The sequence below is a fragment of the Algoriphagus sp. genome (genome assembly GCF_030694375.1).
Taxonomy (GTDB): domain Bacteria; phylum Bacteroidota; class Bacteroidia; order Cytophagales; family Cyclobacteriaceae; genus Algoriphagus.
The window spans coordinates 62,132-85,094 of the sequence record NZ_JAUXYL010000027.1 but is presented as its reverse complement, the minus strand read 5'-3'; the positions used below and the strand labels follow the sequence as shown (position 1 = coordinate 85,094).

20 protein-coding genes are annotated in these 22,963 nt (G+C 40.8%); 11 read left to right on the top strand and 9 right to left on the bottom strand.

Annotated elements, in window-relative coordinates:
• Positions 1 to 47: 47 nt before the first annotated feature.
• Both Q8M62_RS10920 and Q8M62_RS10915 read left to right on the top strand, forming a co-directional pair.
• Complete coding sequence (locus Q8M62_RS10920; protein ID WP_304902318.1) at positions 48 to 401, top strand: DUF4296 domain-containing protein; 354 nt, start codon at positions 48 to 50, stop codon at positions 399 to 401.
• Complete coding sequence (locus Q8M62_RS10915) at positions 401 to 2,788, top strand: endonuclease MutS2 (RefSeq protein ID WP_304902319.1); 2,388 nt, start codon at positions 401 to 403, stop codon at positions 2,786 to 2,788. The genes Q8M62_RS10920 and Q8M62_RS10915 overlap by 1 nt, the downstream gene beginning before the upstream one ends.
• A gap of 205 nt (positions 2,789 to 2,993) precedes the next feature.
• On the opposite strand, the gene Q8M62_RS10910 is transcribed toward Q8M62_RS10915, so the two are convergent.
• The 6 genes from Q8M62_RS10910 to Q8M62_RS10885 form a co-directional block, all read right to left on the bottom strand.
• Entirely contained in the window at positions 2,994 to 3,479 is a 486-nt protein-coding gene (locus Q8M62_RS10910) for a hypothetical protein (RefSeq protein ID WP_304902320.1), read from the bottom strand.
• Positions 3,480 to 3,540: 61 nt separating this feature from the next.
• Positions 3,541 to 4,158, bottom strand: coding sequence for an ATP-binding cassette domain-containing protein (locus Q8M62_RS10905; RefSeq protein WP_304902321.1), 618 nt, complete (start codon positions 4,156 to 4,158; stop codon positions 3,541 to 3,543).
• Positions 4,159 to 4,223: 65 nt separating this feature from the next.
• Complete coding sequence (lpxA, locus tag Q8M62_RS10900; RefSeq protein ID WP_304902322.1) at positions 4,224 to 5,003, bottom strand: acyl-ACP--UDP-N-acetylglucosamine O-acyltransferase; 780 nt, start codon at positions 5,001 to 5,003, stop codon at positions 4,224 to 4,226.
• Positions 5,000 to 6,394, bottom strand: a complete 1,395-nt coding sequence (locus tag Q8M62_RS10895; protein WP_304902323.1) for a bifunctional UDP-3-O-[3-hydroxymyristoyl] N-acetylglucosamine deacetylase/3-hydroxyacyl-ACP dehydratase — start codon at positions 6,392 to 6,394, stop codon at positions 5,000 to 5,002. Before Q8M62_RS10895 ends, lpxA begins: the two co-directional genes overlap by 4 nt.
• 449 nt (positions 6,395 to 6,843) lie before the next feature.
• On the bottom strand, positions 6,844 to 7,866 hold the full coding sequence (gene lpxD / locus Q8M62_RS10890; RefSeq protein WP_304902324.1) for a UDP-3-O-(3-hydroxymyristoyl)glucosamine N-acyltransferase: 1,023 nt from the start codon (positions 7,864 to 7,866) through the stop codon (positions 6,844 to 6,846).
• A 15-nt stretch (positions 7,867 to 7,881) separates the two neighbouring features.
• Positions 7,882 to 9,114 carry an HD domain-containing protein gene (locus Q8M62_RS10885; RefSeq protein WP_304902325.1) on the bottom strand — a complete coding sequence of 411 codons (1,233 nt, stop codon included), beginning with the start codon at positions 9,112 to 9,114 and terminating at the stop codon, positions 7,882 to 7,884.
• A 59-nt stretch (positions 9,115 to 9,173) separates the two neighbouring features.
• Here Q8M62_RS10885 and Q8M62_RS10880 point away from each other — a divergent pair, with 59 nt between their 5' ends.
• The 3 genes from Q8M62_RS10880 to Q8M62_RS10870 are packed head-to-tail and all read left to right on the top strand — an operon-like array spanning position 9,174 to position 12,373.
• On the top strand, positions 9,174 to 10,733 hold the full coding sequence (locus Q8M62_RS10880; RefSeq protein WP_304902326.1) for a bifunctional response regulator/alkaline phosphatase family protein: 1,560 nt from the start codon (positions 9,174 to 9,176) through the stop codon (positions 10,731 to 10,733).
• A 7-nt stretch (positions 10,734 to 10,740) separates the two neighbouring features.
• The gene (gene tsaE / locus Q8M62_RS10875; protein WP_304902327.1) at positions 10,741 to 11,172 is read left to right on the top strand and encodes a tRNA (adenosine(37)-N6)-threonylcarbamoyltransferase complex ATPase subunit type 1 TsaE; all 432 of its coding nucleotides are present in this window, start codon (positions 10,741 to 10,743) and stop codon (positions 11,170 to 11,172) included.
• Positions 11,162 to 12,373 carry an alanine dehydrogenase gene (locus Q8M62_RS10870; protein ID WP_304902328.1) on the top strand — a complete coding sequence of 404 codons (1,212 nt, stop codon included), beginning with the start codon at positions 11,162 to 11,164 and terminating at the stop codon, positions 12,371 to 12,373. Before tsaE ends, Q8M62_RS10870 begins: the two co-directional genes overlap by 11 nt.
• A gap of 2 nt (positions 12,374 to 12,375) precedes the next feature.
• Here the strand turns inward: Q8M62_RS10870 and Q8M62_RS10865 are convergent, their stop codons facing one another.
• A complete protein-coding gene (locus Q8M62_RS10865; RefSeq protein ID WP_304902329.1) occupies positions 12,376 to 12,849 on the bottom strand; it encodes a response regulator in 474 nt (157 codons plus the stop codon).
• A 187-nt stretch (positions 12,850 to 13,036) separates the two neighbouring features.
• On the opposite strand from Q8M62_RS10865, the gene Q8M62_RS10860 reads away from it, so the two are divergent.
• The 5 genes from Q8M62_RS10860 to Q8M62_RS10840 all read left to right on the top strand — a co-directional run bounded on the left by Q8M62_RS10860 (position 13,037) and on the right by Q8M62_RS10840 (position 19,818).
• Positions 13,037 to 15,301 (top strand): Rv1355c family protein, encoded by a 2,265-nt coding sequence (locus tag Q8M62_RS10860; protein ID WP_304902330.1) that lies wholly within the window; start codon positions 13,037 to 13,039, stop codon positions 15,299 to 15,301.
• Positions 15,301 to 16,005 (top strand): hypothetical protein, encoded by a 705-nt coding sequence (locus Q8M62_RS10855; protein WP_304902331.1) that lies wholly within the window; start codon positions 15,301 to 15,303, stop codon positions 16,003 to 16,005. The genes Q8M62_RS10860 and Q8M62_RS10855 overlap by 1 nt, the downstream gene beginning before the upstream one ends.
• A 95-nt stretch (positions 16,006 to 16,100) precedes the next feature.
• Positions 16,101 to 18,116 carry a 7TM diverse intracellular signaling domain-containing protein gene (locus Q8M62_RS10850; protein ID WP_304902332.1) on the top strand — a complete coding sequence of 672 codons (2,016 nt, stop codon included), beginning with the start codon at positions 16,101 to 16,103 and terminating at the stop codon, positions 18,114 to 18,116.
• On the top strand, positions 18,109 to 19,206 hold the full coding sequence (locus Q8M62_RS10845; RefSeq protein ID WP_304902333.1) for a hybrid sensor histidine kinase/response regulator: 1,098 nt from the start codon (positions 18,109 to 18,111) through the stop codon (positions 19,204 to 19,206). Before Q8M62_RS10850 ends, Q8M62_RS10845 begins: the two co-directional genes overlap by 8 nt.
• A gap of 72 nt (positions 19,207 to 19,278) precedes the next feature.
• The gene (locus Q8M62_RS10840; RefSeq protein WP_304902334.1) at positions 19,279 to 19,818 is read left to right on the top strand and encodes an inorganic diphosphatase; all 540 of its coding nucleotides are present in this window, start codon (positions 19,279 to 19,281) and stop codon (positions 19,816 to 19,818) included.
• A 16-nt stretch (positions 19,819 to 19,834) separates the two neighbouring features.
• Here the strand turns inward: Q8M62_RS10840 and Q8M62_RS10835 are convergent, their stop codons facing one another.
• The gene (locus Q8M62_RS10835) at positions 19,835 to 20,293 is read right to left on the bottom strand and encodes a hypothetical protein (protein ID WP_304902335.1); all 459 of its coding nucleotides are present in this window, start codon (positions 20,291 to 20,293) and stop codon (positions 19,835 to 19,837) included.
• On the bottom strand, positions 20,280 to 20,885 hold the full coding sequence (locus tag Q8M62_RS10830) for an ACP phosphodiesterase (protein WP_304902336.1): 606 nt from the start codon (positions 20,883 to 20,885) through the stop codon (positions 20,280 to 20,282). Before Q8M62_RS10830 ends, Q8M62_RS10835 begins: the two co-directional genes overlap by 14 nt.
• A gap of 63 nt (positions 20,886 to 20,948) precedes the next feature.
• Here Q8M62_RS10830 and Q8M62_RS10825 point away from each other — a divergent pair, with 63 nt between their 5' ends.
• Complete coding sequence (locus Q8M62_RS10825; RefSeq protein ID WP_304902337.1) at positions 20,949 to 22,874, top strand: AAA domain-containing protein; 1,926 nt, start codon at positions 20,949 to 20,951, stop codon at positions 22,872 to 22,874.
• Positions 22,875 to 22,963: the final 89 nt, after the last annotated feature.

Here is a 22,963-nt window from a genome sequence, read left to right as displayed (position 1 = left end):
GGTAATCGGTCAGGTCATTATCAGTTAAAAAAACCTAATTTTAAGCCGTGAAACGAATTCTTACCCTTTTGCTTTTTCTGACGCTCTTCAGTAGTTGTGATCGCTACACTACGCCCTCTGGCATTTTGTCTGAGAATGAGTTGGTCAATGTGCTGATAGATATCCAGTTGACCGAAGGAATTGTAAGTGCACTTCCCATTCCCTATGATTCTTCCCAGATCCTTTATTCGCTGATGGAGAAAGATGTTTTTATTAAACATGGCGTTGAAGATTCGGTTTTCACCAGAAGTATGCTGTACTACCTGGAGGATGCCAAAAAAATGGACCGAATCTATGCCCGAGTGATCGATTCGCTTGTGGTAAGAGAATCTGTTCCGGAAAAAAAGGAGGATTTATTCTAATGCTTTACCCATCCAATCTCGATCAAAAGATCAATTTTGTCAAAATCAAAGACTTGCTCAAGGCGGAATGCACTTCTTCTTTGGGTCAGGACTATGTGGAAAAGGTTGCTTTTTCTTCAGATTATAACCTTGTCCAGCGGCTTTTAGACCAAACCGAAGAGTTTAGACAGATTCTCATAGCAGGTGAGGTTTTTCCAAACTCCAATTTCACCAATCTTCAGCCTTTTCTTGAAAAAGCCAAGCTGGAAGGAGCTTTTTTGGATCAGGAGGAATTCTACGAAGTAAAGCTTGCGCTTCAAACCCTAAAAGGCTGTGTTACTTTTTTCCAAAATCATGGAGAAAAATATCCAACCCTTAGCGCGCTATTGGGACTTCTGCTCGATCTGGACATGAATCTCCTCAAAGCAATTGATCTGATCATCGATGAGAAAGGGAAGATTCGTAGCAATGCCAGCAAAGAATTGCAACTGATCAGAACTCAGCTTTTGTATGAGGAAGGAAGGCTGCGAAAAGTGATGGAGCGGATTTTCAAAGAAGCGCGTGCCAAAGGATTAACCCCTGATGATGCCTCCATGACCATACGAAGTGGTCGGATGGTGATTCCTGTGTCTGCTGAAAACAAGCGAAAGCTCAGAGGATTTATCCATGACGAATCGGCCACGGGTCAGACCGTATTCATGGAGCCTGAGGAAGCGCTCGACATCAATAATGAAATCCGTGACCTGGAATACATGGAGCGTCGGGAGATCATCCGGATTTTGACTCGACTCACAGATCAGCTTAGGCCTGCAATTCCCGCTTTGCGCAAGGCAACCAACTTCCTTGGGTTAATGGATTTTATCCGTGCCAAAGCAAAGTTTGCCCAAAAGACAGACAGCTGCAGACCTGAATTGGTCAAAGAGCGAATACTGAGTTGGAATCGGGCAAGGCATCCAATCTTGGAGATGGCGCTCAAATCTCAAGGGAAAAAAATTGTTCCCATAGATATCAAGCTGGGTGGTCACGAGCGGCTACTGGTGATATCCGGACCAAATGCAGGGGGGAAATCTGTCACCTTAAAGACTGTGGCACTGCTTCAATACATGTTGCAGTGTGGACTGTTGATACCGGTTCATCCGGATTCCAAGAGTTCGCTTTTCGATAATTTCTTTATTGATATCGGTGACGAGCAAAATCTGGAAAATGACCTGAGTACATACAGCTCGCACCTGATGAGCATGAAGCATTTCACCCAATTTGCCAATAAGAAAACTATCCTTTTTATTGACGAATTTGGTACAGGCACAGAGCCCCAATTTGGAGGGGCGATTGCGGAATCAATTTTACTTTCCTTAAATAAACTTGGGGCCTTCGGAGTATTAACCACACACTATGGCAATCTGAAGCAGATTGCCAATAAAAATCAAGGCTTAGTCAACGGTGCTATGCGCTACGATGTGGATCGCCTGGAGCCACTTTATCAATTGGAAATCGGAAAGCCAGGCTCTTCATTTGCATTGGAGATTGCTTCTAAAATTGGTCTATCCAAGGAGATTTTAGCCTATGCCAAAGCGAATATTGGAGAAGAGCGCGTGCGTTATGATCGGCTTTTGACCCAATTGGAAAATGAAAAGAACCAATATTCAGGTTTGCTGAAGGACGTAAAGGAAAAAGATAAGTTTCTTCAGGTTAGGCTGAAAGAATACAATCAGCTGAAGGAAACCCTGGAATTGACTAAGAAGAAATACATCCAGGAGGCCAAGCAGGAGGCGAAATCTTTGTTGGATCAGACTAACAAAAAGATTGAAGCGACTATTCGGGAAATCCGTGAAGGAAATGCCGAAAAAGAAATAACCAAGCAGGTTCGTCAGGAATTGGAAGAATTCAAGAAAGAGGTTAAGCCTGAAAAATTGCTTGTCAAAGATCCTGAAATCGTGGTAATCGGTGGGAAAATCGAGTCAGGAGATTGGGTTAGATTGAAAGACAATGGTGCAGTAGCTCAGGTAGTTGTGGTCCGAAATAAGGACGTTGATATCACAATTGGGGATTTAAAGTCCAATGTCAAGCTTTCCAGATTGGAGAAAATCTCAAAAACGGAGGTCAAAAAAGAGCAGAAGGCATTGGCGCAGCGAGGAAATTACAATACCAATGCTAAGATGATGGACTACTCCCCAAATCTTGACCTGAGAGGCAAGCGAGGAGAGGAGATCCTATCCTTGATTCAGACATTCATCGATGAGGGGCATATGCTTGGTGTGAAACACTTACGGATTGTTCATGGAAAAGGAGACGGAATTCTTCGGGAAATCACCAGAAATCTACTTAGAGCCATGCCACCGGTAGGTAAAATGGAAGACGAACACGCCGATCGTGGTGGCGCAGGAGTTACATTGGTGACCTTGAAATAAAAAAGGGAGCTTAGTGGGCTCCCTTTCGATTTTTTAGAGTTTATTTTTATTTTTTCTGTATATCCGCTCTCTTACCAGTTGCCATAGGAAATAAGGCTAGAAGTCCGATGAGACGAGCTGTGGACTGTGGACGGTCGTCTGTCGACGATTATCCGCTCTTTTCATGTTCAATTTTAGCATACTGGTAGAATTGCGGATAATCACATTATTTTTTAATCAAATCAAACACATAATCCCCTGCAATGGCAAACTGCCCGTTAATTCTTGCGCCGGGTGCCGGGATGGAAAATACCAATTTTAGGTTAGTGCCGGTCTGGGTAAACGACATTTCTCTTGCAGCTGCAGGTTTTGTTCCAGTCAGTGTGATTTTATCAAAGTTGGTTCCTGCAAACGCCCAATTTCCGTTGGCATCAAATAGATCATTACTATTTCTGGTGGTGTAGGTTTTGGAAGAACCTGAGTTGAGAATCAGCTCAAAAGTCGAATAGAGGTCTGTAACATTATTTCCTCCTCGGGTGACTCTACCTCCACCGGCAATTCCCCAAGTTTGGGTTCCTGTTCCTGTCAAAGCTTCAGTAGCGATTTGTTCAGGTGTTTTTGGGGGAGTTGGAGTAGGGCCATCGCCGCCACAAGACTGCAAACCGACAAGCAATAAAGCCACAACGGCTACTTTCCACACGTTCAAATTCATAAAAACTAAATTTTAATGCTGTAAAATTAAAGATATCAAGCAGAGTTCAAAGGTTAATTTTTTACTTAAAATCTTCCAAAGCAAGTTTTTGTAAACAAAACTCATATTCTCGGGGCTCATTGGAGCATATAACGAGAATTCTGTCATTTTGGAAATTTTTAATCAAGTCAGTGTACCAGGAAATCCCCTTTTTATCAAGATTGGAGGTCGGTTCATCTAACAAAATAAGCGGCACGTCTGAAAATAACGCAATTCCCAATTTAAGTCGTTGCTTCATGCCTGAAGAAAATTGGGAAACAGGCTTTGTTGCATGCTGATCGAGGTAAAGTATCTCAATCAATTCTTTGGGTTGGACCTGATTGAGGGGACGCTTGAATTTAAAATGAAAGTCAATTAGTTCGATGAGGCTGAACTCCTCAGGTAACTCCAGGTAAGGTGCCGAAATGGAGAGATAGTTATACCATTCTGATTCGGGAATAAGATTTCCCTCAGATTCAAAAGTGATATTTCCGGATGAAAAAGGAATAGCTCCGGAAAGGCATTTAAGCAAAGTTGACTTTCCAGAGCCATTTCCTCCGGTTATTGCAAGAGAATCTCCCTTCTTGAGTTGAAGGCTTAAATTTTTAAAAATCCATTCGTATTGAAAGCGCTTAGAAGCCTCATGCAACTGGATTTTCATAGGATTAAAATTTGTTTTTTAAAGGCATCACCTGCCTACCGGAAGACAAGCTCGATTTCACCATATCAATTGATATAGCCTTTCATTACTCCTCGTTCTGAGGATCGAATAAAGTTTAGGATTTCATCTCGCTCCTTGGTTGCAGGCAGATTGACTTCGATCTCTTCAAGAGCCCGGCTGTTGTTGAGACTATTGAGGAAAAGGTAGCGGTAGACTTCCTGGATGTGTGAGATGGTTTCGCTGGAAAACCCACGTCTCCTCATTCCCAAAGAATTGACCCCTGCATAAGAAAGAGGTTCCCGAGCAGCTTTGGTGAATGGTGGAACATCTTTTCTGACTAATGAACCTCCCGAGATCATGGCATGCATTCCAACTTTTACAAATTGGTGAACCGCGCTGGATCCTCCAATGATTGCCCAGTCGTCTATCGATACGTGCCCGGCGATTTGAACGGAGTTTGCGATGATCACATTACTTCCGATGACACAGTCGTGTGCTACGTGTACATAGGCCATCAAAAGGCAATTGTTACCGATGATGGTGGTTTGTTTGTCGACAGTGCCACGGCTGATGGTGACACACTCTCTGATGGTGGTGTTGTCTCCGATGACGACTGTAGAATCTTCTCCCTGAAACTTCAGATCCTGTGGGATACCTGCAATCACTGCTCCTGGGAAAACACGGCAGTTTTTGCCGATTCTAGCTCCTGGGTAAATAGTTACATTAGAACCAATCCACGAATTCTCACCGATGATCACATCCTCATGGATCATAGTAAATGGATCTACTTGAACATTCCCCCCAAGTGTTGCGCCGGGATGAATAGAAGACATGGTGCTGATCATGATTCTTTTCGAGTTATACTGGCAGTCATCACAGCTTCACAGACGAGTGTATTTCCAACATAGGCTTCGCCTTTCATCTTTGCTATTCCTCTGCGGATTGGCGCCAAAAGTTCACATTTAAAAACTAAGGTATCGCCTGGCAATACCATTTTTCTGAATTTGCAATTTTCTATTCCAAGAAAGTAAGTCCAGTAATTTTCCGGATCATCGACGGTACTCAAGACCAAAATACCTCCGGTTTGAGCCATTGCCTCAACTTGAAGTACTCCCGGCATTACAGGATTCCCGGGAAAGTGTCCCATGAAAAATGGTTCGTTCATCGTTACATTTTTCACTCCAGCCACCACATTTTCATCCAGATAGATAATTTTATCAATTAATTGAAATGGATAACGGTGCGGTAGGATATTGCTGATCTGATTGATGTCCATTACCGGAGGGAGCTTTGGATCGTAATGTGGAATATGGGAGGCTCCGGCTTTTTCCATTGCTCTTTTTAGCTTTTTGGCAAAGGCCACATTCGCAGCATGCCCTGGGCGGGCAGCTAGAATTTGTGCTTTAAGCGGCCTACCGACCAAGGCTAGATCCCCAACGACATCGAGTAATTTGTGACGGGCAGGCTCATTTCTGTATCTTAAGTCTACATTATTTAGAATTCCTTCCTTCTTGACCTCTACGGATTGCTTATTGAACATTTTGGCCAGATTGGCCAATTCGTCTTTTTCTACGACCCGATCGACTACTACTATTGCGTTATTCAGATCTCCGCCTTTGATCAAGTTGGAGTTATAGAGCATTTCAAGTTCATGAAGGAAGCAGAAGGTTCTGCAGTTGGCAATCTCAGACCTGAATTGGCTGATGTCTGTAATAGAGGCGTGCTGACTTCCCAATACCGGTGAATTGTAATCCACCATCACAGTCACGCGATAATTATCAGTGGGAAGAGCTACCATTTCCACTTCGCGAGCGACATCTTTATATTGGATGCTTTCTTGAACTTCAAAAAATCTTCTGAGCGCATTCTGTTCTTCAAAACCGGCATCTTCCAAAACCTCAATAAACTGGATCGAGGATCCATCCATAATCGGAGGCTCAGGACCATCCAACTGAATCATCACGTTATCAATCTCAAGTCCTACCAATGCTGCCAAGACATGCTCCACGGTATAAACTCTTGCACCATTTTGTTCTAAAGTTGTACCACGAGAAACATCCACAACCAAATCGCAATCTGCGTCAACTGTAGGTCTGCCCTCCAGATCAATCCGCTGGAATTTGATGCCGTGATTGGGAGGGGCGGGCAGGAAAGTCATGTTGGAAACTACCCCGGTGTGAAGTCCTACTCCGGAAAGCTCCACCTGTCTCTTAATGGTATGTTGTTTTACTTTCATGTGTTTAAAATTGATTTAATAGGGCCATATGCCCGCCTGTAGTCGGACAGGGAATCTTCGCATGCATTCCCCGATAGCTCGGGGCATCCCTCTGTGTGTCGCTTTGGGTCATGCTTGATTTCATGTGTTTATAATTTTTTCTTTAAGGCCACATGGAATCTCGCATGGTCGATAATCATCCCAGTGTGTGACTTTTTAGTCATGCTCGATTTCATCTGTTTATAATTGTTTTTTATCGGTCAGATGGAATGCCCTGGATAATCATCCCCCTGTGTGAGAAGCTATTCTCATGGGCATTTCATATGATTATAATTTGCCCTTCAGAGGCCATATGCCCGCCTGTATTCGGACAGGGAATCTCGCATGGGGAATAATCATCCCAGTGTGTGACGTACTCGTCATGCTTGATTTCATGTTTTTTTTCCTTTCGGAATTTCAAGGCAACAAAATTAGCCCTTTTTTTCCAGTTCTCTGATTCGCTTCTCTAGCTCATCCAGATTTTTGAATAGCGCATAGGATTTCAAAAAATCTTTCATGTCCATGGACATGTACCCAAATAGTGTCTGACCTGATTTTTTGATGGATTTACTGATCCCTGTATTAGCTCCTATAGTAGTATGGTCTGCAATTTTGATGTGTCCTACAATTCCGGCTTTTCCTGCGATAACACAGTTTTTTCCGATTTCAGTTGAGCCGGAAACACCCGTTTGAGCTGCAATGACCGTATTTTCGCCGATGATCACGTTATGTGCTATGTGTACTTGATTGTCTATTTTAACCCCTTTGCGGATAATAGTCGAGCCCATGGTGGCGCAATCAATAGTGGTGTTTGAGCCAATCCTTACATCGTCTTCCAATATTACGTTACCGATTTGAGGGATTGCTTTGAATGTGCCGTCTGGCTGTGGTGCAAAACCGAATCCATCGGCTCCAATTACAGCTCCGGGTAGGATTTCACAATTGTTACCGATTTGCGTATCGGAATTGATTTTGGCACCGGAATGAATGATGCAATTATCACCCATTTTTACATTGTTGCCGATGAATGCTTGGGGATGGATTTTTACATTTTGGCCCAGTTGGCAATTTTTCCCGATGTAAGAAAATGCCCCCCGGTAACAATTTTCGCCGATTACACTGGAAGGATGGATGTAGCTGGGTTCTTCTACGCCCACCACCATGGCTTTGGTGAATTGAGTGTATGCTTCCAGCAGCTTAGTAAATCCCACATAGGCATCTTTTACCCGTATCAATGTGGTTTTATATGGTTTTGCGGGAATAAAATCCTCTGAGACAATGACTGCAGTTGAATTGGTCTCGTACAGAAAGTGCTCGTATTTCTCATTGGCTAGAAAACTGATTCCTCCCGATTTGCCATCTTGGATTTTGTCAAGCCGGTTTACCGTTTGATTTTCATCTCCTTCTGCTTTTCCTTCTAAAAGTGCGGCAAGTTGGCCTACTGTGAATTCCATAACTGGCTAACGAGTTTATTTAGTTAAAATTAGGTTTTTAGCCTTACATATGTAGTGTTTCTCCACGATCTTACTCATTACTTTGATATTCGGTAAATCTGCTGCCAAAGCCACGTCCATTACCTTTCCTTTTTTGGTCAAAATATTAATTCGATCGGTAGCCAAATAGCCATAGTTGCTCACTTTGCCTGAACAAAAAAAGTAATCGATGTCGATCGCAGGTATCTGAAGCTTTTTGAGCGTTTTAACTTTCATTTCTTCAAGTTCAGCGATTGAAAATGGCTCGTTGACCAAATTAATCTTGAAAAGATTTCGAGTCAAAAACATCTGAGAAATATTGCGAAGCACGTAGTCTTCGTGGCTTTTCCAAAGTTTGATTGCGCCCCAGATATCAAAATCATCCAAACTCAAAAAGCTTTCTAGGATTCTTCGGTCATTTCTGAAGTCTTTGAGTTCGAAGTCATTTTTGAGGAAAAATTCAAACTCCTCAGTCACAGTAAATATCATTCCGGCTTGAGCGAGATTTTTTGCTCTTTGGATGAGATTGATAAGCATTTTTTCTGCACTGACAGTCGTTTTGTGAAGGTAGACCTGCCAATACATTAATCTACGGGCACTCAGGAAATTTTCAATGGAGTAAATCCCTTTTTCCTCGATTACCAATTGTCCGTCCTTGACAGCCATCATTTTGATGATTCGATCTGCCCCGATTGTGCCTTCCGAAACTCCCGTAAAGAAACAATCGCGTTGAAGGTAGTCCAATCGATCAATATCCAATTGGCTGGACACCAATTGATTCAGAAATTTTCGATCATATTGATTCTTAAAAATTCGTAAAGCGAGCGCTAATTGACCTCCTAATTGTTCGTTTAGGAGTTCAATAGTCATAAGCGATAGCGCTTCATGAGGAATTCCTTTGAGTAGACTGGATTCGAGCGCATGAGAAAACGGCCCGTGTCCAATATCATGAAGTAAAATTGCAATCAAGGCAGCTTCATATTCCTGATCGGATATTTCCGTGCCTTTAATTCGTAGATTGTCCAGCGTTATACTCATCAGATGCATCGCGCCTATGGCATGATGGAATCGGGTATGGAGCGCACCGGGATAGACAAAGTCTGTCAAACCCAACTGTCTGATCCGGCGTAATCTCTGGAAGTATGGATGGTCAATGATTGTGAAAATTAACTCACTCGGGATGGTAATGAATCCATAAACTGGATCATTAATTATTTTCTGGCTTTTCAATCAGCGCTCATTTGATTGACTCAAAAGTAATTATAATTTTAAAAGAAAGGGAAATACACATGTCTCAAAAATTCAATATCCTCTGGGCCGATGATGAAATCGACCTGCTTAAGCCCCACATTCTTTTTTTGGAGCAAAAAGGCTATGCGATCACTACAGTTAATTCGGGTGTAGATGCGATAGAACAGGTTGAAGAGCGGAACTTTGATGTGATTTTTTTGGATGAAATGATGCCGGGGATGACGGGATTGGAGACCCTTCAGCAGATCAAGCAGATTAAGCCGCAGATTCCGGTGGTGATGATCACCAAAAGTGAAGAAGAGCACATCATGGACGACGCGATAGGCGGCAAAATTGCTGACTATCTGATCAAACCGCTCAATCCAAGTCAGATTTGGCTTTCGGTAAAGAAAATCCTTCAGAACAAACAACTGATCGACACCAAGACAACTCAGAATTATCAGCAGGAATTCATGCAAATCAGTATGGCTTTAGGAGATGCACAGGATCACAGAGACTGGGCTGACCTATACCGGAAGCTGACTTTTTGGGAATTACAGATTGATTCTACAGAAAACAAGAACATGCTGGAGGTCCTGGATAATCAAAAATCCGAGGCCAATACCTCTTTTGCCAGATTTGTCAAAGACAACTATTTGGATTGGATGGAGGAGAAAAACACCGATAAACCCCTGCTTTCCCACCGGGTTTTGAAGGAGAAAGTATTTCCTGTTTTGAAAGACAAAAAGCCTTTGTTCCTCATCGTGATCGATAACCTTCGCTTGGATCAGTGGGAAGTTTTGGAGCATCTGTTGAATCCATATTTCAATGTGCAGGAAAAGGATACTTATTACAGTATTTTACCCACCACCACTGCCTTTGCCAGAAATGCATTATTCAGTGGTATGATGCCAATGGATATGGCGCGATTTTATCCGTCGCTTTGGGAAGATGAAGATTCTGATGAAGGGAAAAATAAATTCGAAGAAGATTGGATTAGGATCAATCTGGACAAAAATCGTCTTCCGATAAAGTTTACCTACAACAAAATCATTCAGACCCAGCAGGGGAAGGCAGTTTTGGATCAATTCCACACCTTCCTACAGAATGATCTGAATATTCTGGTTTACAACTTTGTAGACATGGTGTCTCATGCCCGAACTGACATGAAAATGATCCGTGAATTGGCTCCGGATGAGTCGGCCTATCGCTCCCTTACCCGAAGTTGGTTTGAGCATTCCTCACTATTTGATTTATTCAAAAAAATCCAAAGTGCGGGAGCGGATGTCATTGTCACTACTGACCACGGTACCAAAAAAGTAAACAAACCCTATCGAATCATCGGAGACAAAAATGTGACGACCAATCTCCGTTACAAGCAAGGGAAAAACCTGAATTTTGAGCACGGAAAGGTATTTGAAATCAAAAAACCTGAGGATGCAAAGTTGCCGCGATTGAATGTTTCTTCCTCGTATGTTTTTGCAGTGGAGGATTATTTTTTCGCCTATCCAAACAACTATAATTATTATGTCAATTATTATAAGGACACTTTTCAGCATGGTGGTATATCTTTGGAGGAAATGATTGTGCCAATTGTGCACCTGACAGCCAAACGATAAAATACCATTGATTACCGTTCAATACCGACTCGATCAGATTCAAGATGCTGCACGTCAAATTATTGCATTTGCGGGTAGTGAAAAGATCTGGGTTTTTCAGGGCCAAATGGGTGCCGGAAAGACGACCATGATCAAGGCGCTTTCAAAAGAAATGGGCGTGTATGATCAGGTAAGCAGCCCGACCTTTGGGATCGTCAACGAATATGATGCTTCCTCAGGAATCAAAATTTATCATTTTGATTTTTATAGATTGGATGATCCTACCGAGGCTTTGGATATCGGAATAGAAGAGTATTTTTATAGTGGCGATTATTGCTGGATTGAATGGGCTGAAAAAATCGCTCAATTTCTCCCGAATGAATTTTTGCTCATTAGGATTATCTCGGATTCTGAACAAGATAGAACCATCACCCTTCAACACGCCCAAGATGTCAACTGAATTAAGCGAACTCACTTCTGTTAGTCTGATTGCTAAAGAATCACCTTTGCAGGTAAAAAAAGGTGCCAAGCCGCTTCATGTAGGAATTCCCAAGGAAATTTCTTCACAGGAAAAGCGGGTTGTACTAACGCCGGAAGCTGTTGGACTGCTGAGTAATAATGATATTCAGGTAATAGTGGAGACCGGTGCAGGCCTAAGTGCCAAGTTTAAGGATCAGGATTATTCAGATGCAGGGGCAAAAATTGCTTATTCCCGTAAGGAAGTTCTGTCGGCAGATGTAGTCCTGAAAGTTGATCCTTTGAGTGTGGAGGAGATTGCTGAAATGTCTCCTGGTAGCTGTTTGATTTCTGCGTTACAATTGGAAAAGCAAGATGCCGAGTTTATTAAAGCACTCAATGAAAAAAAGATTACTGCAGTAGCTTTTGAATATCTCGAAGACAAAGTTGGGGGAATGCCAGTAGTTAGAGCCATGGCAGAAATTGCCGGAAGTACCGTTATGCTCATTGCTTCAGAATACCTGTCCAGCGTAAATGAAGGTAAGGGAATGATTCTGGGAGGTGTGACGGGTGTTCCACCTACTCAGGTTGTTATTATTGGCGCGGGTACTGTGGCCGAATATGCAGCCCGAACTGCCATTGGATTGGGAGCAAACATCAAAGTATTTGACAACCATATTTACAAGCTTAGACGAATCAAGCAGCTTTTGGGTCAGCAGATTTACACCTCTACTATTGATAATTTTAGTTTAGGTCAGGCACTCTCAGAAGCCGATGTAGTGATTGGTGCCTTACGCGCGGAAAAAGGAAGAAATAAGATTGTGGTTACCGAGGAAATGGTTGCCAATATGATTCATGGCAGCATAATCATCGATGTAGGAATTGACCAAGGGGGATGTATAGAGACAGCACGAATGACCACTCATGATGAGCCGGTTTACAAAATGCATGACGTTATCCACTACTGCGTACCCAACATCGCTTCCCGGGTGGCAAGAACGGCCTCTTATTCGCTGAGTAATATTTTTACTCCACTTATTCTACAGATGGCTGATTTGGGTGGGGCAGAAGAAATGATTTTCAACTACAAGTGGTTCCTGCGTGGAGTCTATACCTATCGAGGTAGTCTTACAAATGCGTTTTTAGCACGAAAGTTTGGATTAAATCACAAGGAACTACAGCTGCTGCTGGCTGCCAGATATTGATATCAGGAAAGTAAATTCTGGCGAAGAAGAAATTCCAGTTGCTCATTTGCCTTGAGCAATGCATCGGTTAATCTTTCATTTTCCCTCCTGAGCGAGTAGACCTCAAATGCGTTTTTGATCACCGTTCTGAGGTAATCTTCTTCCCAAGGTTTGGTAAGGTAGTGGTAGACTTGGCCTTTGTTGATAGCGTCGATTACAGCCTGAATATCAGTGTATCCGGTAAGGAGAACTCGAATAGGCTTTGGATAAATTGGGATAATATCTTCTAAAAACTCCACACCTGTCTTTTCAGGCATTCTTTGATCAGTGATTATGATGTCAATCTCCTCTTTTTCAAGTATTTCGGTGCCTTCCTTGGCGGAGATTGCAAGAAATATTTTGTAATCCCTTCTGAAAGTAGCCTTAAACGCCTGAAGATTATTTTCCTCATCGTCGACGTACAGAATTCTAATTTTTTCTTCTTGCTGCGTGCTCATCAAATCCAATATTGCGATAAATCAGGTTAAAATTACTCTTTTTTCCAACTAATGAAACAAACCGACTTTATGGCTTTCTCATTTTGGGGAAAAGTTAGAAACAATCCGGTAAATAAATTGACTACTAAAAAGTTTTACATATGACTTAATAAATTATATTTACCGAGGTTCATCACCCCGAGTCAATATGCTTACTTATTCCAAATCTGATCTGGGAGATCAGGTTTACCCCGTATTTTATAACCCTTCTGATCAATCAGATTTGGAGAAAATCCAAAATCTAAAGTCCAATTCGTTTATTTACGTAGTAGATGAAATAGACAGTCAAGTTTCAGATTTAATAAAATCTCAATCTCCCGAATACCAATTCAGTAAAGAAGAGCTTCAAGAGCGGGTTAGTGATTTTTTTAGGGATAAGGATAAAGAGCGATTTGGAAATTGGGTCTATTATCCTTGGAAATACACCCTTGTACACCTATTACCGGAAAATGATTTTATTAAGGTCAGGACTGTACGTAATAATTACAAAATCACTCCTGAAGAACAACAAGAACTGGCAAAAAAGAAAATAGGAATCGTTGGACTTTCTGTTGGACAAAGTGTGGCTCTCGCAATGGCCTTAGAGCGTAGCTGCGGAGAAATGCGCTTAGCTGATTTTGATACTTTGGAATTAAGTAATCTCAATCGAATCAAAGCTGGAGTGACTAGCCTTGGGGTTGAAAAGTTGATAATTGCAGCTAGGGAAATTTCAGATATAGATCCGTACCTGAAAGTGACATTATTTCGAGAAGGAATTACTGAAGAAAACATTGATAGGTTTATCACTGAAAATGGCAAACTGGATCTGATAATAGAGGAATGCGATAGTTTCGATATCAAGATTTTGGTTCGCCAAAAAGCAAAAAAATATCAAGTTGCTGTAATGATGGACACATCGGATCGCGGCATGCTTGATATAGAAAGGTTTGATTTAGAGCCAGAAAGGGAGATTTTTCACGGGCTACTAGGTAATGTAGAATTAAATTCATTAAAAAATCTTACCTCGAATCAAAGAATCGCATTTGGGCTTAAAATCACCGGATTAGAAACTTTGTCTCCAAGAATGAAAGCGTCACTCTTAGAAGTTGGTCAATCGATTTCCTCTTGGCCTCAATTGGCCTCGGCCGTGTTTCTGGGCGGGGCTTCAATAGCCCATGTTGGACGAAGGGTTCTACTTGGAGACTCTGTAAATTCGGGCAGATTTTATGTAGACCTTGATCAAATAGTGCCAACTGAATATCAGGAATTTAACATTAATATTCCTGCAAAAAGTATAGTAGATTCACATTTTTTAATACCCAATAACGTAATGCCATCGGGTTATCTACTTTCAAAAAATGAGGTAATTGAGTTGGTAAACCAAGCCAATTTGGCCCCTTCAGGAGGGAATATACAGCCATGGATTTGGGTTTTTGATAAAAAAGGAAATCTTCACCTTTTTCATGATCAAAAGCGAAGTCATTCCTTATTAGATTATAAAGGTATAGGATCTCTGTTTGCATTTGGTGCAGCTCTTGAAAATCTGAGATTAGCGGCTGCAAAAAAAGGTATTGAAATTGAAATTATACAACAGATCAAAAACTTTGAAGAAGATTTGATAGTCAGTATCAGATTTCTTTCAAAAGTAAGTAAAGAAATACTGGTTCCATTCGGAGAATTGTATTCCGGAATCGCCATAAGAAATACAAACAGGAAAAATAATGGTAGGATCCCGCTGGAAGCGGCTCATTTTTCTCAATTACTGGAAATCACTAAAGACACTGAATTTGAATTGGAGACTATAAGTATGGTTTCAGAACTTGAGCAGTTGGCAAAAGTTATAGGAGGTATGGACCGACTTAGACTTTTTCATGAACAAGGGCTAAGCGATTTTATAAGTGAAGTAAGGTGGTCTGAAAATGAGGCTAAAGAAACAAAAGATGGTATTGATATTGCCACTCTCGAATTGTCAAGTACTGAACGGGCTGCAATGGGATTATTAAAAGATCCCAGAACTGTGCGATTCTTTCGGAAATTTCTGATGGGATATGGGCTAACAAAAATATCTAAAGAAACCATCACCTCTTCCTCAGCTATGTTTTTGTTAAGTGGAAAAGAATTTATTCCCAAGACGTACTTGGAATCGGGAAAAGTGGTCCAGCGAATTTGGCTATGGGCAAACATGAATGGAATGAGCTTTCAACCGGTTACGGCATCCTTATTTATTTTTCGAAAAGTTTTGGATGATCCCAAACATGGTTTTAAGGAACATGAGGTAAATGAGATTCATGAATTGAAACGTGCGTTTAATTTACTTTTCAATAAAGAGCTGAAAATGCTAGAAATTTTCATGTTTAGATTGAATTTTGCAGGAGAACCAAGTGTGAGATCTTATAGAAGAGATGTTATCGATACCCTAAAATTTATAGATTGATGTTTACTTTTACTGCTTTTCGAGCGATTGATGAACCGGAGCTTTGCAAAAAGTTCGTAGAAGGCCATGCCAACGTTTTGAAAGAATATGGTGTAACAAAAGTGACTTCTTCAAATAATGATTGGGTAAATAATCCTTACGTATTTGTAGTAACTGTGCAGGAGGATACCACAGGTCAAGTTGTAAGTGGGCTGAGAATCCATATTTCCCATGAAGATTATCAACTTCCGCTCGAAGGTGCAATAGCTCAAGTTGACAGTAAAATAAGCGATTTAGTAGCAGAGTATCGAAAAATCGGGACAGGAGAGATTGGTGGTTTATGGAATAGCAGGGCTATTTCAGGCTATGGGATCGGCGCTTTGTTTTTGTCAAGAACATCATTAGTTATTGCCGATCAGCTAAATGTACCTACGCTTTTTGCACTTTGTGCGGAGTATACATTGAAACCTACTCTTCAAAAAGGATTTGAAATTGAGGAAAAAATTGGAAACAAAGGAACATTTTTTTATCCAAAGTTAGATTTGGTTGCAACGCTTGCAGTCTTGAAAGACGTGAAAAACCTTCCCTTAGCGCTAAAAGAAGAACAAAATTATATTTTTGATTTGAGGCAAAATTTAGAGACCACAAGAGATGAAGAAACACCAAAAGGAATCGTAAGAATCAAATATAAATTAAAAATTAAAAACTCAGACTGGCGAAACTAATGTTGTTTTTTATACATTTCATATTTTCTTTAATTATTTCAACTGATTCACTATATATTAATTCAAGTGAGTTTTCAATCAATAAATATCACTATTTGATTGAGGCTGAAGGTGTTCAATTAAGTATTGAAGATGTGATGAGTTCAAAGGATTTTATCACTTTGGAAAATAAGAACGTTAATTTTGGAATTAATAAAGATGTTGTTTGGTTGAAGTATGATTTGATAAATGTGTCTGAGAATGATAATAAATTCTTTTTCATAAAAAACCCATCATTGGATAGTCTCAATCTATATGTTGTCAAAGATGGAATCGTAACGCAAACACTTTCAGGTGGACGTTTGTATAGCTTTGATTCAAAGATTATCCCTTCTAAATCAATTATTTTTGACCTAAAATTACCGCGTAATGAAATCATCACTTTATTTTTGAGGGTAAAAAGCATTAATAAAACAATTATTACTGCATCGGTCAACGACCCATCCGTGATGGAATCTTTTATTAATCGTGAAAATATAATATTTGGAATTTTTACAGGTACAATAGTTGGATTATTTTTTTACAATCTATTTTTATTCTTTTCCGTTAGGGACAAAATTTATTTGATTTATGTAATACATACAGTTTTAGTTTGGTTAGCACAATCTTCTATTTTGGGATATACAAATGAATTGTTATGGCCTGATTCAGTTTGGCTTAAGTTAAGAGCTGGAGTTATTTTTTCATCTTTAGTTAGTGTTGTCGGACTTTGGTTTTTGCGTGAATTCTTATCTACAAGAAAGTTTGTGCCTAAACTTGACAAGGGAGCTTATTTTATTTTTGTTGTTTATTCATTTATTTTGATTAATGCTTTTTTTATTTCTATAACTCTGAGTTATCAGGTGTTGCTTGTTACTCAATCGATAGTTGTTTTATATGTTTTGATTGTAGCTGTTTCGGTATTGAAAAAAGGCTACCGCCCGGCCCGCTATTACCTTTTGGCGTGGTCTGTTTTTATGATTGGGATCTTCCTTTTTGTGTTTAGCGAAATGGGTATTATTCCTACCAACAATCTGACGGCTTACATTATGCCTTTTGGTTCTGCCCTTGAAGTAGTATTGCTCTCTTTTGCATTGGCTGATAAAATCAATATTCTCAAAAAGGAAAAAGAAGACGAGCAAGCTGAAAAACTTCAGATTCTCAATCAAAATGAACAGCTGATCCGGGAGCAAAATAATATGCTTGAGCAAAAGGTGAGAATCAGGACAGATGAATTAGAGCATGCGCTCCGTACACTTCAAAATACCCAAAGCCAACTTGTAAACCAGGAAAAAATGGCCTCTTTAGGCCAATTGACCGCAGGTATAGCCCACGAGATCAACAACCCGATAAATTTCGTCAGCTCTAACATTACTCCGCTTAAACGTGACATTAAAGACATCATGGAAATCGTCGAGTTTTATAGGAGCTCCGGTCAGCGAGAATTTACCGAAAACACCAAAAAAGAAGCTAAACAACTAGAAGAAGATCTTGAACTTGACTACGTTCTTGAGGAAGTGGAACAACTGCTCAAAGGCATGGATGATGGGGCCAAGCGAACTGTTGAAATTGTCAAGGGACTTCGGATATTCTCACGAGTAGATGAGCAAGATGTGAAAAAAGTTGATCTTCATGACGGAATAAACAGTATAATAATTCTTCTGAATAGCACCATCCCAAGTAAAATCAGGATAGTTAGAGAATTTGGCGAACTTCCACTGGTTGAATGCCTTGCCGGTAAAATCAATCAGGTGTTTATGAATATCCTCAACAACGCCGTTCATGCTTTGTCAGATAATTTGGATAATATTAGCGATCCAAAGATAACTGTTCGTACTAAGCCCTTCGCGGATCATGTAATTGTTGAAATTGAGGATAATGGTCCAGGGATGCCTGAAAAAGTGAAACAACGAATTTTCGAACCTTTTTTCACAACAAAAGCTGTCGGGAAAGGTACAGGTTTGGGTCTTTCCATAGTTTATTCTATTATTGAAAATCACAAAGGAACTCTGGAGGTAGTGACCGAGGAAGGCCAGGGGACAACTTTTATTATTTCTCTTCCGATTTACCAAAATGTCCCAAAGAATGAATGATAAAATTCATGTGCTCTACATTGACGATGAGGATAATAACCTAAAGTCGTTTAGAGCTACCCTACGTAAGGACTTCAAGATTTTTACAGCAATAGATGCTGAAGAGGGTCTTCGAATCGTCAAAGATGAAGAAATTCATGTGGTCATTGCTGATCAACGGATGCCTGGCTTGACTGGTACCGAGTTTTTTGAGCAGATGATCAAAATCAATCCTGATCCTATTCGGATACTCTTAACAGGCTATTCTGATATAGCGAGTGTCATCGATGCGATCAATAAAGGAGAGGTCTATCGATTTATAGATAAGCCTTGGAATATTGAGCAGATTAAAAATTCCATAAAAAACGCAGCTGATATTTTCTTCATGAGGCGTGAATTGAAGGAAAAAAGCATTAAACTCCAGAAGCTTCATTCTGAAATGAATCAATTCGTTTACAGTTTGTCACATGAGCTTCGGGGACCCCTGATGAGTATTTCGGGTATTTCTAAGTTGGCGAAATTAGAAATTAGTGATCCCAACGCCTTGGAATATTTTGAAATGATCGATACAGCTACGGTCAAACTCGATGACTTTATTTATAAAATGCTGGACTTTTATCGGTCTACCAAGATTGATCATAAGATCACTGAAATCCACTTTCAGGATATAGTCAATCAGCAGATGGAAGCCTATCGCGAAAAATTTGATCTCAAACATTTTAAAATTGAAATTCAGGTTAATCAGCAATCACCTTTTTTCTCCGATGAGGCTAAAATTCGAGTAATCCTGAATAACCTTTTTAGCAATGCAGTTCAATTTCAAAAAGATCAAGGTGGTCAAAAGTGGATTAGCCTCACCATTGATGTGATGGAGGATGAAGCAATCATCGTTTTGGAAGATAATGGAATTGGTATCGAAGAACGCTTCCGGGAGGAAGTTTTTAACCTATTTACCAGAGCTACTCAAAAGAATGTCGGTACCGGTCTAGGATTGTACATGGTCAAGGAATCTGTAGAGCAAATGGGAGGGAAAATTCATTTGAATTCGGAAATTAACGAAGGCACAACTATTACAGTCACACTTCCTACCTTGAATAAAGGGGAATTTTAAAAGTAAAAAATTGCTTCGGGCTTGTATCTTTGCCTCGGCAATTGGCCATTTTTTATCAAAATCCAAAAAAATATGATTAACCCTTGGCATGATGTCAACATCGGGAAAGATGCCCCTGAATATGTAATGGGCGTAATTGAAATCCCAAAAGGATCAAAAGGAAAGTATGAACTCGACAAGAAAACAGGTATGTTGATGCTTGATCGGGTGTTGTTTTCTGCTGTCCATTATCCTGCTAATTATGGTTTTATTCCACAAACCTTTTGTGAAGACCATGACCCCTTGGACATCTTGATTATTTCGCAGATAGACATTCCTTCCATGACTCTCGTTCCGGCCAAAGTCATTGGAGTCATGCGAATGGTAGACGGTGGAGAAGCAGATGATAAAATCATTGCAGTTGCAGCTGGAGATCAGTCTGTCAATTACATCAATGACATTGACGAATTGCCGCCTCATTTAATGAAAGAAGTTCACAGATTCTTTGAAGATTACAAAAAGCTGGAAAACAAAGAAGTAAAAGTGGAGGATTTCTTGGGTAAGGAGGATGCCATGCGAATCATCCGTGAAAGTGTTGAACTCTACGACAAGAATTTTAGAACCAGAAAATAATCCAAAGCCTGAGCGATCAGGCTTTTTTGCTTTTGATCATCTGCTTTATTGCTTTTTTCTTCAGATAGTTGATCAATTCGGTATACGATTCATGCTCATGATTGGAGACTGAGATTGAATTTTTATCTGTAAATGCAATGGTCACCTGTTTGAATTCTTTTTTGTTTGCTACGACTACTTCTTCCTCCCAAAGCAGAATCTCATTAATTGGATAAACTTTGGTCATTCCTTTAAGCGGCAACTTGATGATAATGTGGTCCTTTCCGGCTGTAATAAATCTCCAGCCTGCCATCATTTTGACCAAAAGCATCAATAATACTAAGGTGATCAGGGAGCAGGCTACCAAATAAAACCAAAGCGCAAAGCTGCCTGTGTAGGCAAAATCCCTCAATAACAAGATCAAGCCGACCAAAAGCACCAACAAAATGAGCGTGAGTGAAATGTATGTGGATATTTTTGGCTTAATGGCTACCATGAATTCGTTGTAGTTCGAGGAGTTTGTGTCGGGCAAAAGTCTCTAATTCCTTGAAGAAAGCGAAAAAAATTACTTCAAATTCTTCTTCTTTTTCCAGCAAGACTTCCGGGGCTTCATTCATTTTGGAATCAAAAGTTGTTCTTCGGCTGAGTCCGTTGAGCGCTTTTTGAATCCCCTCAATTTCACGATAGTGATACAACCAATTCTGGCTTTTCATCCAGACAAACATATTTTTAAATGAGTCAGGAAGAAGATACAAATGTTGATCGATTGTTTGATAGGTTTGATTTGCAAAGCTTTCCAGCGGAATTTCCGAATACCTTTCCCAGTTTTTCCCCAAGAAATAGTCAAAGAAAATATCGGTAATCACTGTCGAATAATGCCTAAATCTTGGCCTGAGATAGCTTTGCCCTGCCTTGACCAATGGGTGAGAATCTGTAAAAGAATCGATCTCCCGATGGAGCAATATTCCAATCAGAATTTCTTTATCATACCGTTGTATTTCTTTTCCTTTAATAAAATCAGCTGCCAAATTGCCCACCAGGATTCCATCATGGCCGAAAGACAGGTAAGCGTGTGCAAGAAAGTTCATATTAATTCTACAAAAGGTAAACCGGCTGACTTTTGCTTAGTTTGTATTCTAAATTACCAATAGATGCCGAATATCCTCGAAGAACTCAAGCATGGTCTCCAACTTCTCAAACTTGAGTGGTCCGAAGACCTTGCCAATTACAAAAAGAAATTTCTGAATACCTCTATCGCGGATAAGAAAAAAGAAGGAATCACATGGCACCCAATCCTGCTCAAAAAGCATAAAATAGGGATGGGTGAGCGGCTTCTAGTCGAAGTGGAGCGGATGGATTCCAATTATCCCTCTTCATTCTCGTCCGGCAAATCGGTCACCTTTTTTTCAACGCACGAAGGCTATCAAGGCTCGGAAAATAGAGTTAATGGTGTCGTCAATCAAGTAAAAAAAGATTCCATGGTGGTAACACTTCAGGCGGATGAGATCCCCGATTGGATGCAGGATTCCAGATTGGGTGTGGATTTGCTTTTTGATGAGGCGAGCTATCGGGAAATGGAATCCGCGCTGAAAAAGGTGATCAAGGGAGAAAATATCCGTCTCGCTGAACTTCGGGATATCGCACTTGGGGAAGTGAAACCAAGATTCAAAGAAATGTCGGAGTTTGATCTGCCCGGTTTGAATTTTTCTCAAAATCAAGCCTGTCACAAAATCGCTGCCGCTCAGGATTTCGCCATTGTTCATGGCCCTCCCGGTACGGGTAAAACCACCACATTAATAGCTGCCATCCGACAGGCAGTGGAGATGAGACTGAGTATACTAGTCACCGCACCAAGCAATGCAGCAGTAGATCTGCTGGTTGAAAAACTGGTGGATTCAGGGGTTTCCACCCTTCGGCTTGGGCATCCGGCGCGGGTTGAGGAAAAGATCCTGAATCAGACTCTGGATGCAAAAATAGCTTTTCATGATAGTTTTCGCGATCTGAAAAAACTACGGAAAGAAACCGAGTCCTGCCTCAAAATCGCCAAGCAATACCGACGAAACTTCGGGCCTGAGGAACGAGCCCAACGCAAATTGATGTATCAGGAGATCTCACGTATCCGTGAGGCCGCCAGTCATTTGGAGGATTACATTCGATCGGATATTTTTCAGCGAACACAGGTTTTTGCCTGTACCTTGGTTGGAGCATCTTCTTCCAATCTGAGAGGAATGCTTTTTGACGTGGTATTTATCGATGAGGCTGCGCAAGGATTGGAAGCTGCGACTTGGATACCGATTTTGAAAGCAAAAAAGGTGGTTTTTGCCGGCGATCATTGCCAACTACCCCCGACGATCAAGTCCTATGAAGCCGCAAAAGCAGGGCTTTCAGTGACCCTTTTCGAAAAAATCATTCATCGACAGCCGATAACTGCCACCATGCTGGAAGTCCAATACCGAATGCCAGCTGCCATCATGGGGTTTTCAAATGAATGGTTTTACAAAGGAAAGCTTCAGGCTGCCGAAAACACGTTGTCACATGCACTTGGAGAGGATGAGCCAGTTTTGGAATGGATCGATACGGCAGGTTCGGGGTACACAGACCAGCAAGAGGCAGAAAGCCTAAGCACCTTCAATCCGGACGAAGCGAGGTTTGCATGTACTTACCTGAATGATACCATGAAACGAATCGGTTTTGCCAAGTTTCGTCAGGAAAACTGGACTATTGGCTTGATTGCGCCTTATTCTGCACAGGTGAGGATGATCAGACACTTGATCTTTGAGACTTTCGAGTATCCGAATCTAAAAGCCTTTGCGGACTGGATTACCATTGATACAGTAGATGGTTTTCAGGGGCAAGAGCGGGATTTGATGCTGATCTCACTCACACGATCCAATGAAAAAGGAGAGATTGGTTTTCTTTCTGATGAGCGAAGAATGAACGTTGCTCTGACCCGAGCAAAGCGGAAATTAATCTTGATCGGTGACAGCAGCACCTTGGCTAATCATCCGTTTTTTGATTCGCTATTGGGCTATTTTGAGGAAAAAGGGGCGTATCGGAGCGTGTATGAGTTTTTGTGAGGTAAGGAAGTATGGATGTTTGGAAGTAAGGAAGAATGGGAGCAGGTGGTTGGAAAGTGGTTCTGTCGTTAGAAGTTCAATTGGACGCT

What these genes read in the sequence shown, in the direction of transcription:
- Q8M62_RS10880 (WP_304902326.1), top strand. Translation starts at nt 9,174, where the DNA reads ATGTCTCAAAAATTCAATATCCTCTGGGCCGATGATGAAATCGACCTG.
- Q8M62_RS10915 (WP_304902319.1), top strand. Translation starts at nt 401, where the DNA reads ATGCTTTACCCATCCAATCTCGATCAAAAGATCAATTTTGTCAAAATC.
- lpxA (WP_304902322.1), bottom strand. Translation starts at nt 5,003, where the DNA reads ATGATCAGCACCATGTCTTCTATTCATCCCGGCGCAACACTTGGGGGG.
- Q8M62_RS10845 (WP_304902333.1), top strand. Translation starts at nt 18,109, where the DNA reads ATGAATGATAAAATTCATGTGCTCTACATTGACGATGAGGATAATAAC.
- Q8M62_RS10855 (WP_304902331.1), top strand. Translation starts at nt 15,301, where the DNA reads ATGTTTACTTTTACTGCTTTTCGAGCGATTGATGAACCGGAGCTTTGC.
- lpxD (WP_304902324.1), bottom strand. Translation starts at nt 7,866, where the DNA reads ATGGAATTCACAGTAGGCCAACTTGCCGCACTTTTAGAAGGAAAAGCA.
- Q8M62_RS10905 (WP_304902321.1), bottom strand. Translation starts at nt 4,158, where the DNA reads ATGAAAATCCAGTTGCATGAGGCTTCTAAGCGCTTTCAATACGAATGG.
- Q8M62_RS10840 (WP_304902334.1), top strand. Translation starts at nt 19,279, where the DNA reads ATGATTAACCCTTGGCATGATGTCAACATCGGGAAAGATGCCCCTGAA.
- Q8M62_RS10865 (WP_304902329.1), bottom strand. Translation starts at nt 12,849, where the DNA reads ATGAGCACGCAGCAAGAAGAAAAAATTAGAATTCTGTACGTCGACGAT.
- Q8M62_RS10895 (WP_304902323.1), bottom strand. Translation starts at nt 6,394, where the DNA reads ATGAAAGTAAAACAACATACCATTAAGAGACAGGTGGAGCTTTCCGGA.
- Q8M62_RS10910 (WP_304902320.1), bottom strand. Translation starts at nt 3,479, where the DNA reads ATGAATTTGAACGTGTGGAAAGTAGCCGTTGTGGCTTTATTGCTTGTC.
- Q8M62_RS10825 (WP_304902337.1), top strand. Translation starts at nt 20,949, where the DNA reads ATGCCGAATATCCTCGAAGAACTCAAGCATGGTCTCCAACTTCTCAAA.
- Q8M62_RS10860 (WP_304902330.1), top strand. Translation starts at nt 13,037, where the DNA reads ATGCTTACTTATTCCAAATCTGATCTGGGAGATCAGGTTTACCCCGTA.
- Q8M62_RS10835 (WP_304902335.1), bottom strand. Translation starts at nt 20,293, where the DNA reads ATGGTAGCCATTAAGCCAAAAATATCCACATACATTTCACTCACGCTC.
- Q8M62_RS10830 (WP_304902336.1), bottom strand. Translation starts at nt 20,885, where the DNA reads ATGAACTTTCTTGCACACGCTTACCTGTCTTTCGGCCATGATGGAATC.
- Q8M62_RS10870 (WP_304902328.1), top strand. Translation starts at nt 11,162, where the DNA reads ATGTCAACTGAATTAAGCGAACTCACTTCTGTTAGTCTGATTGCTAAA.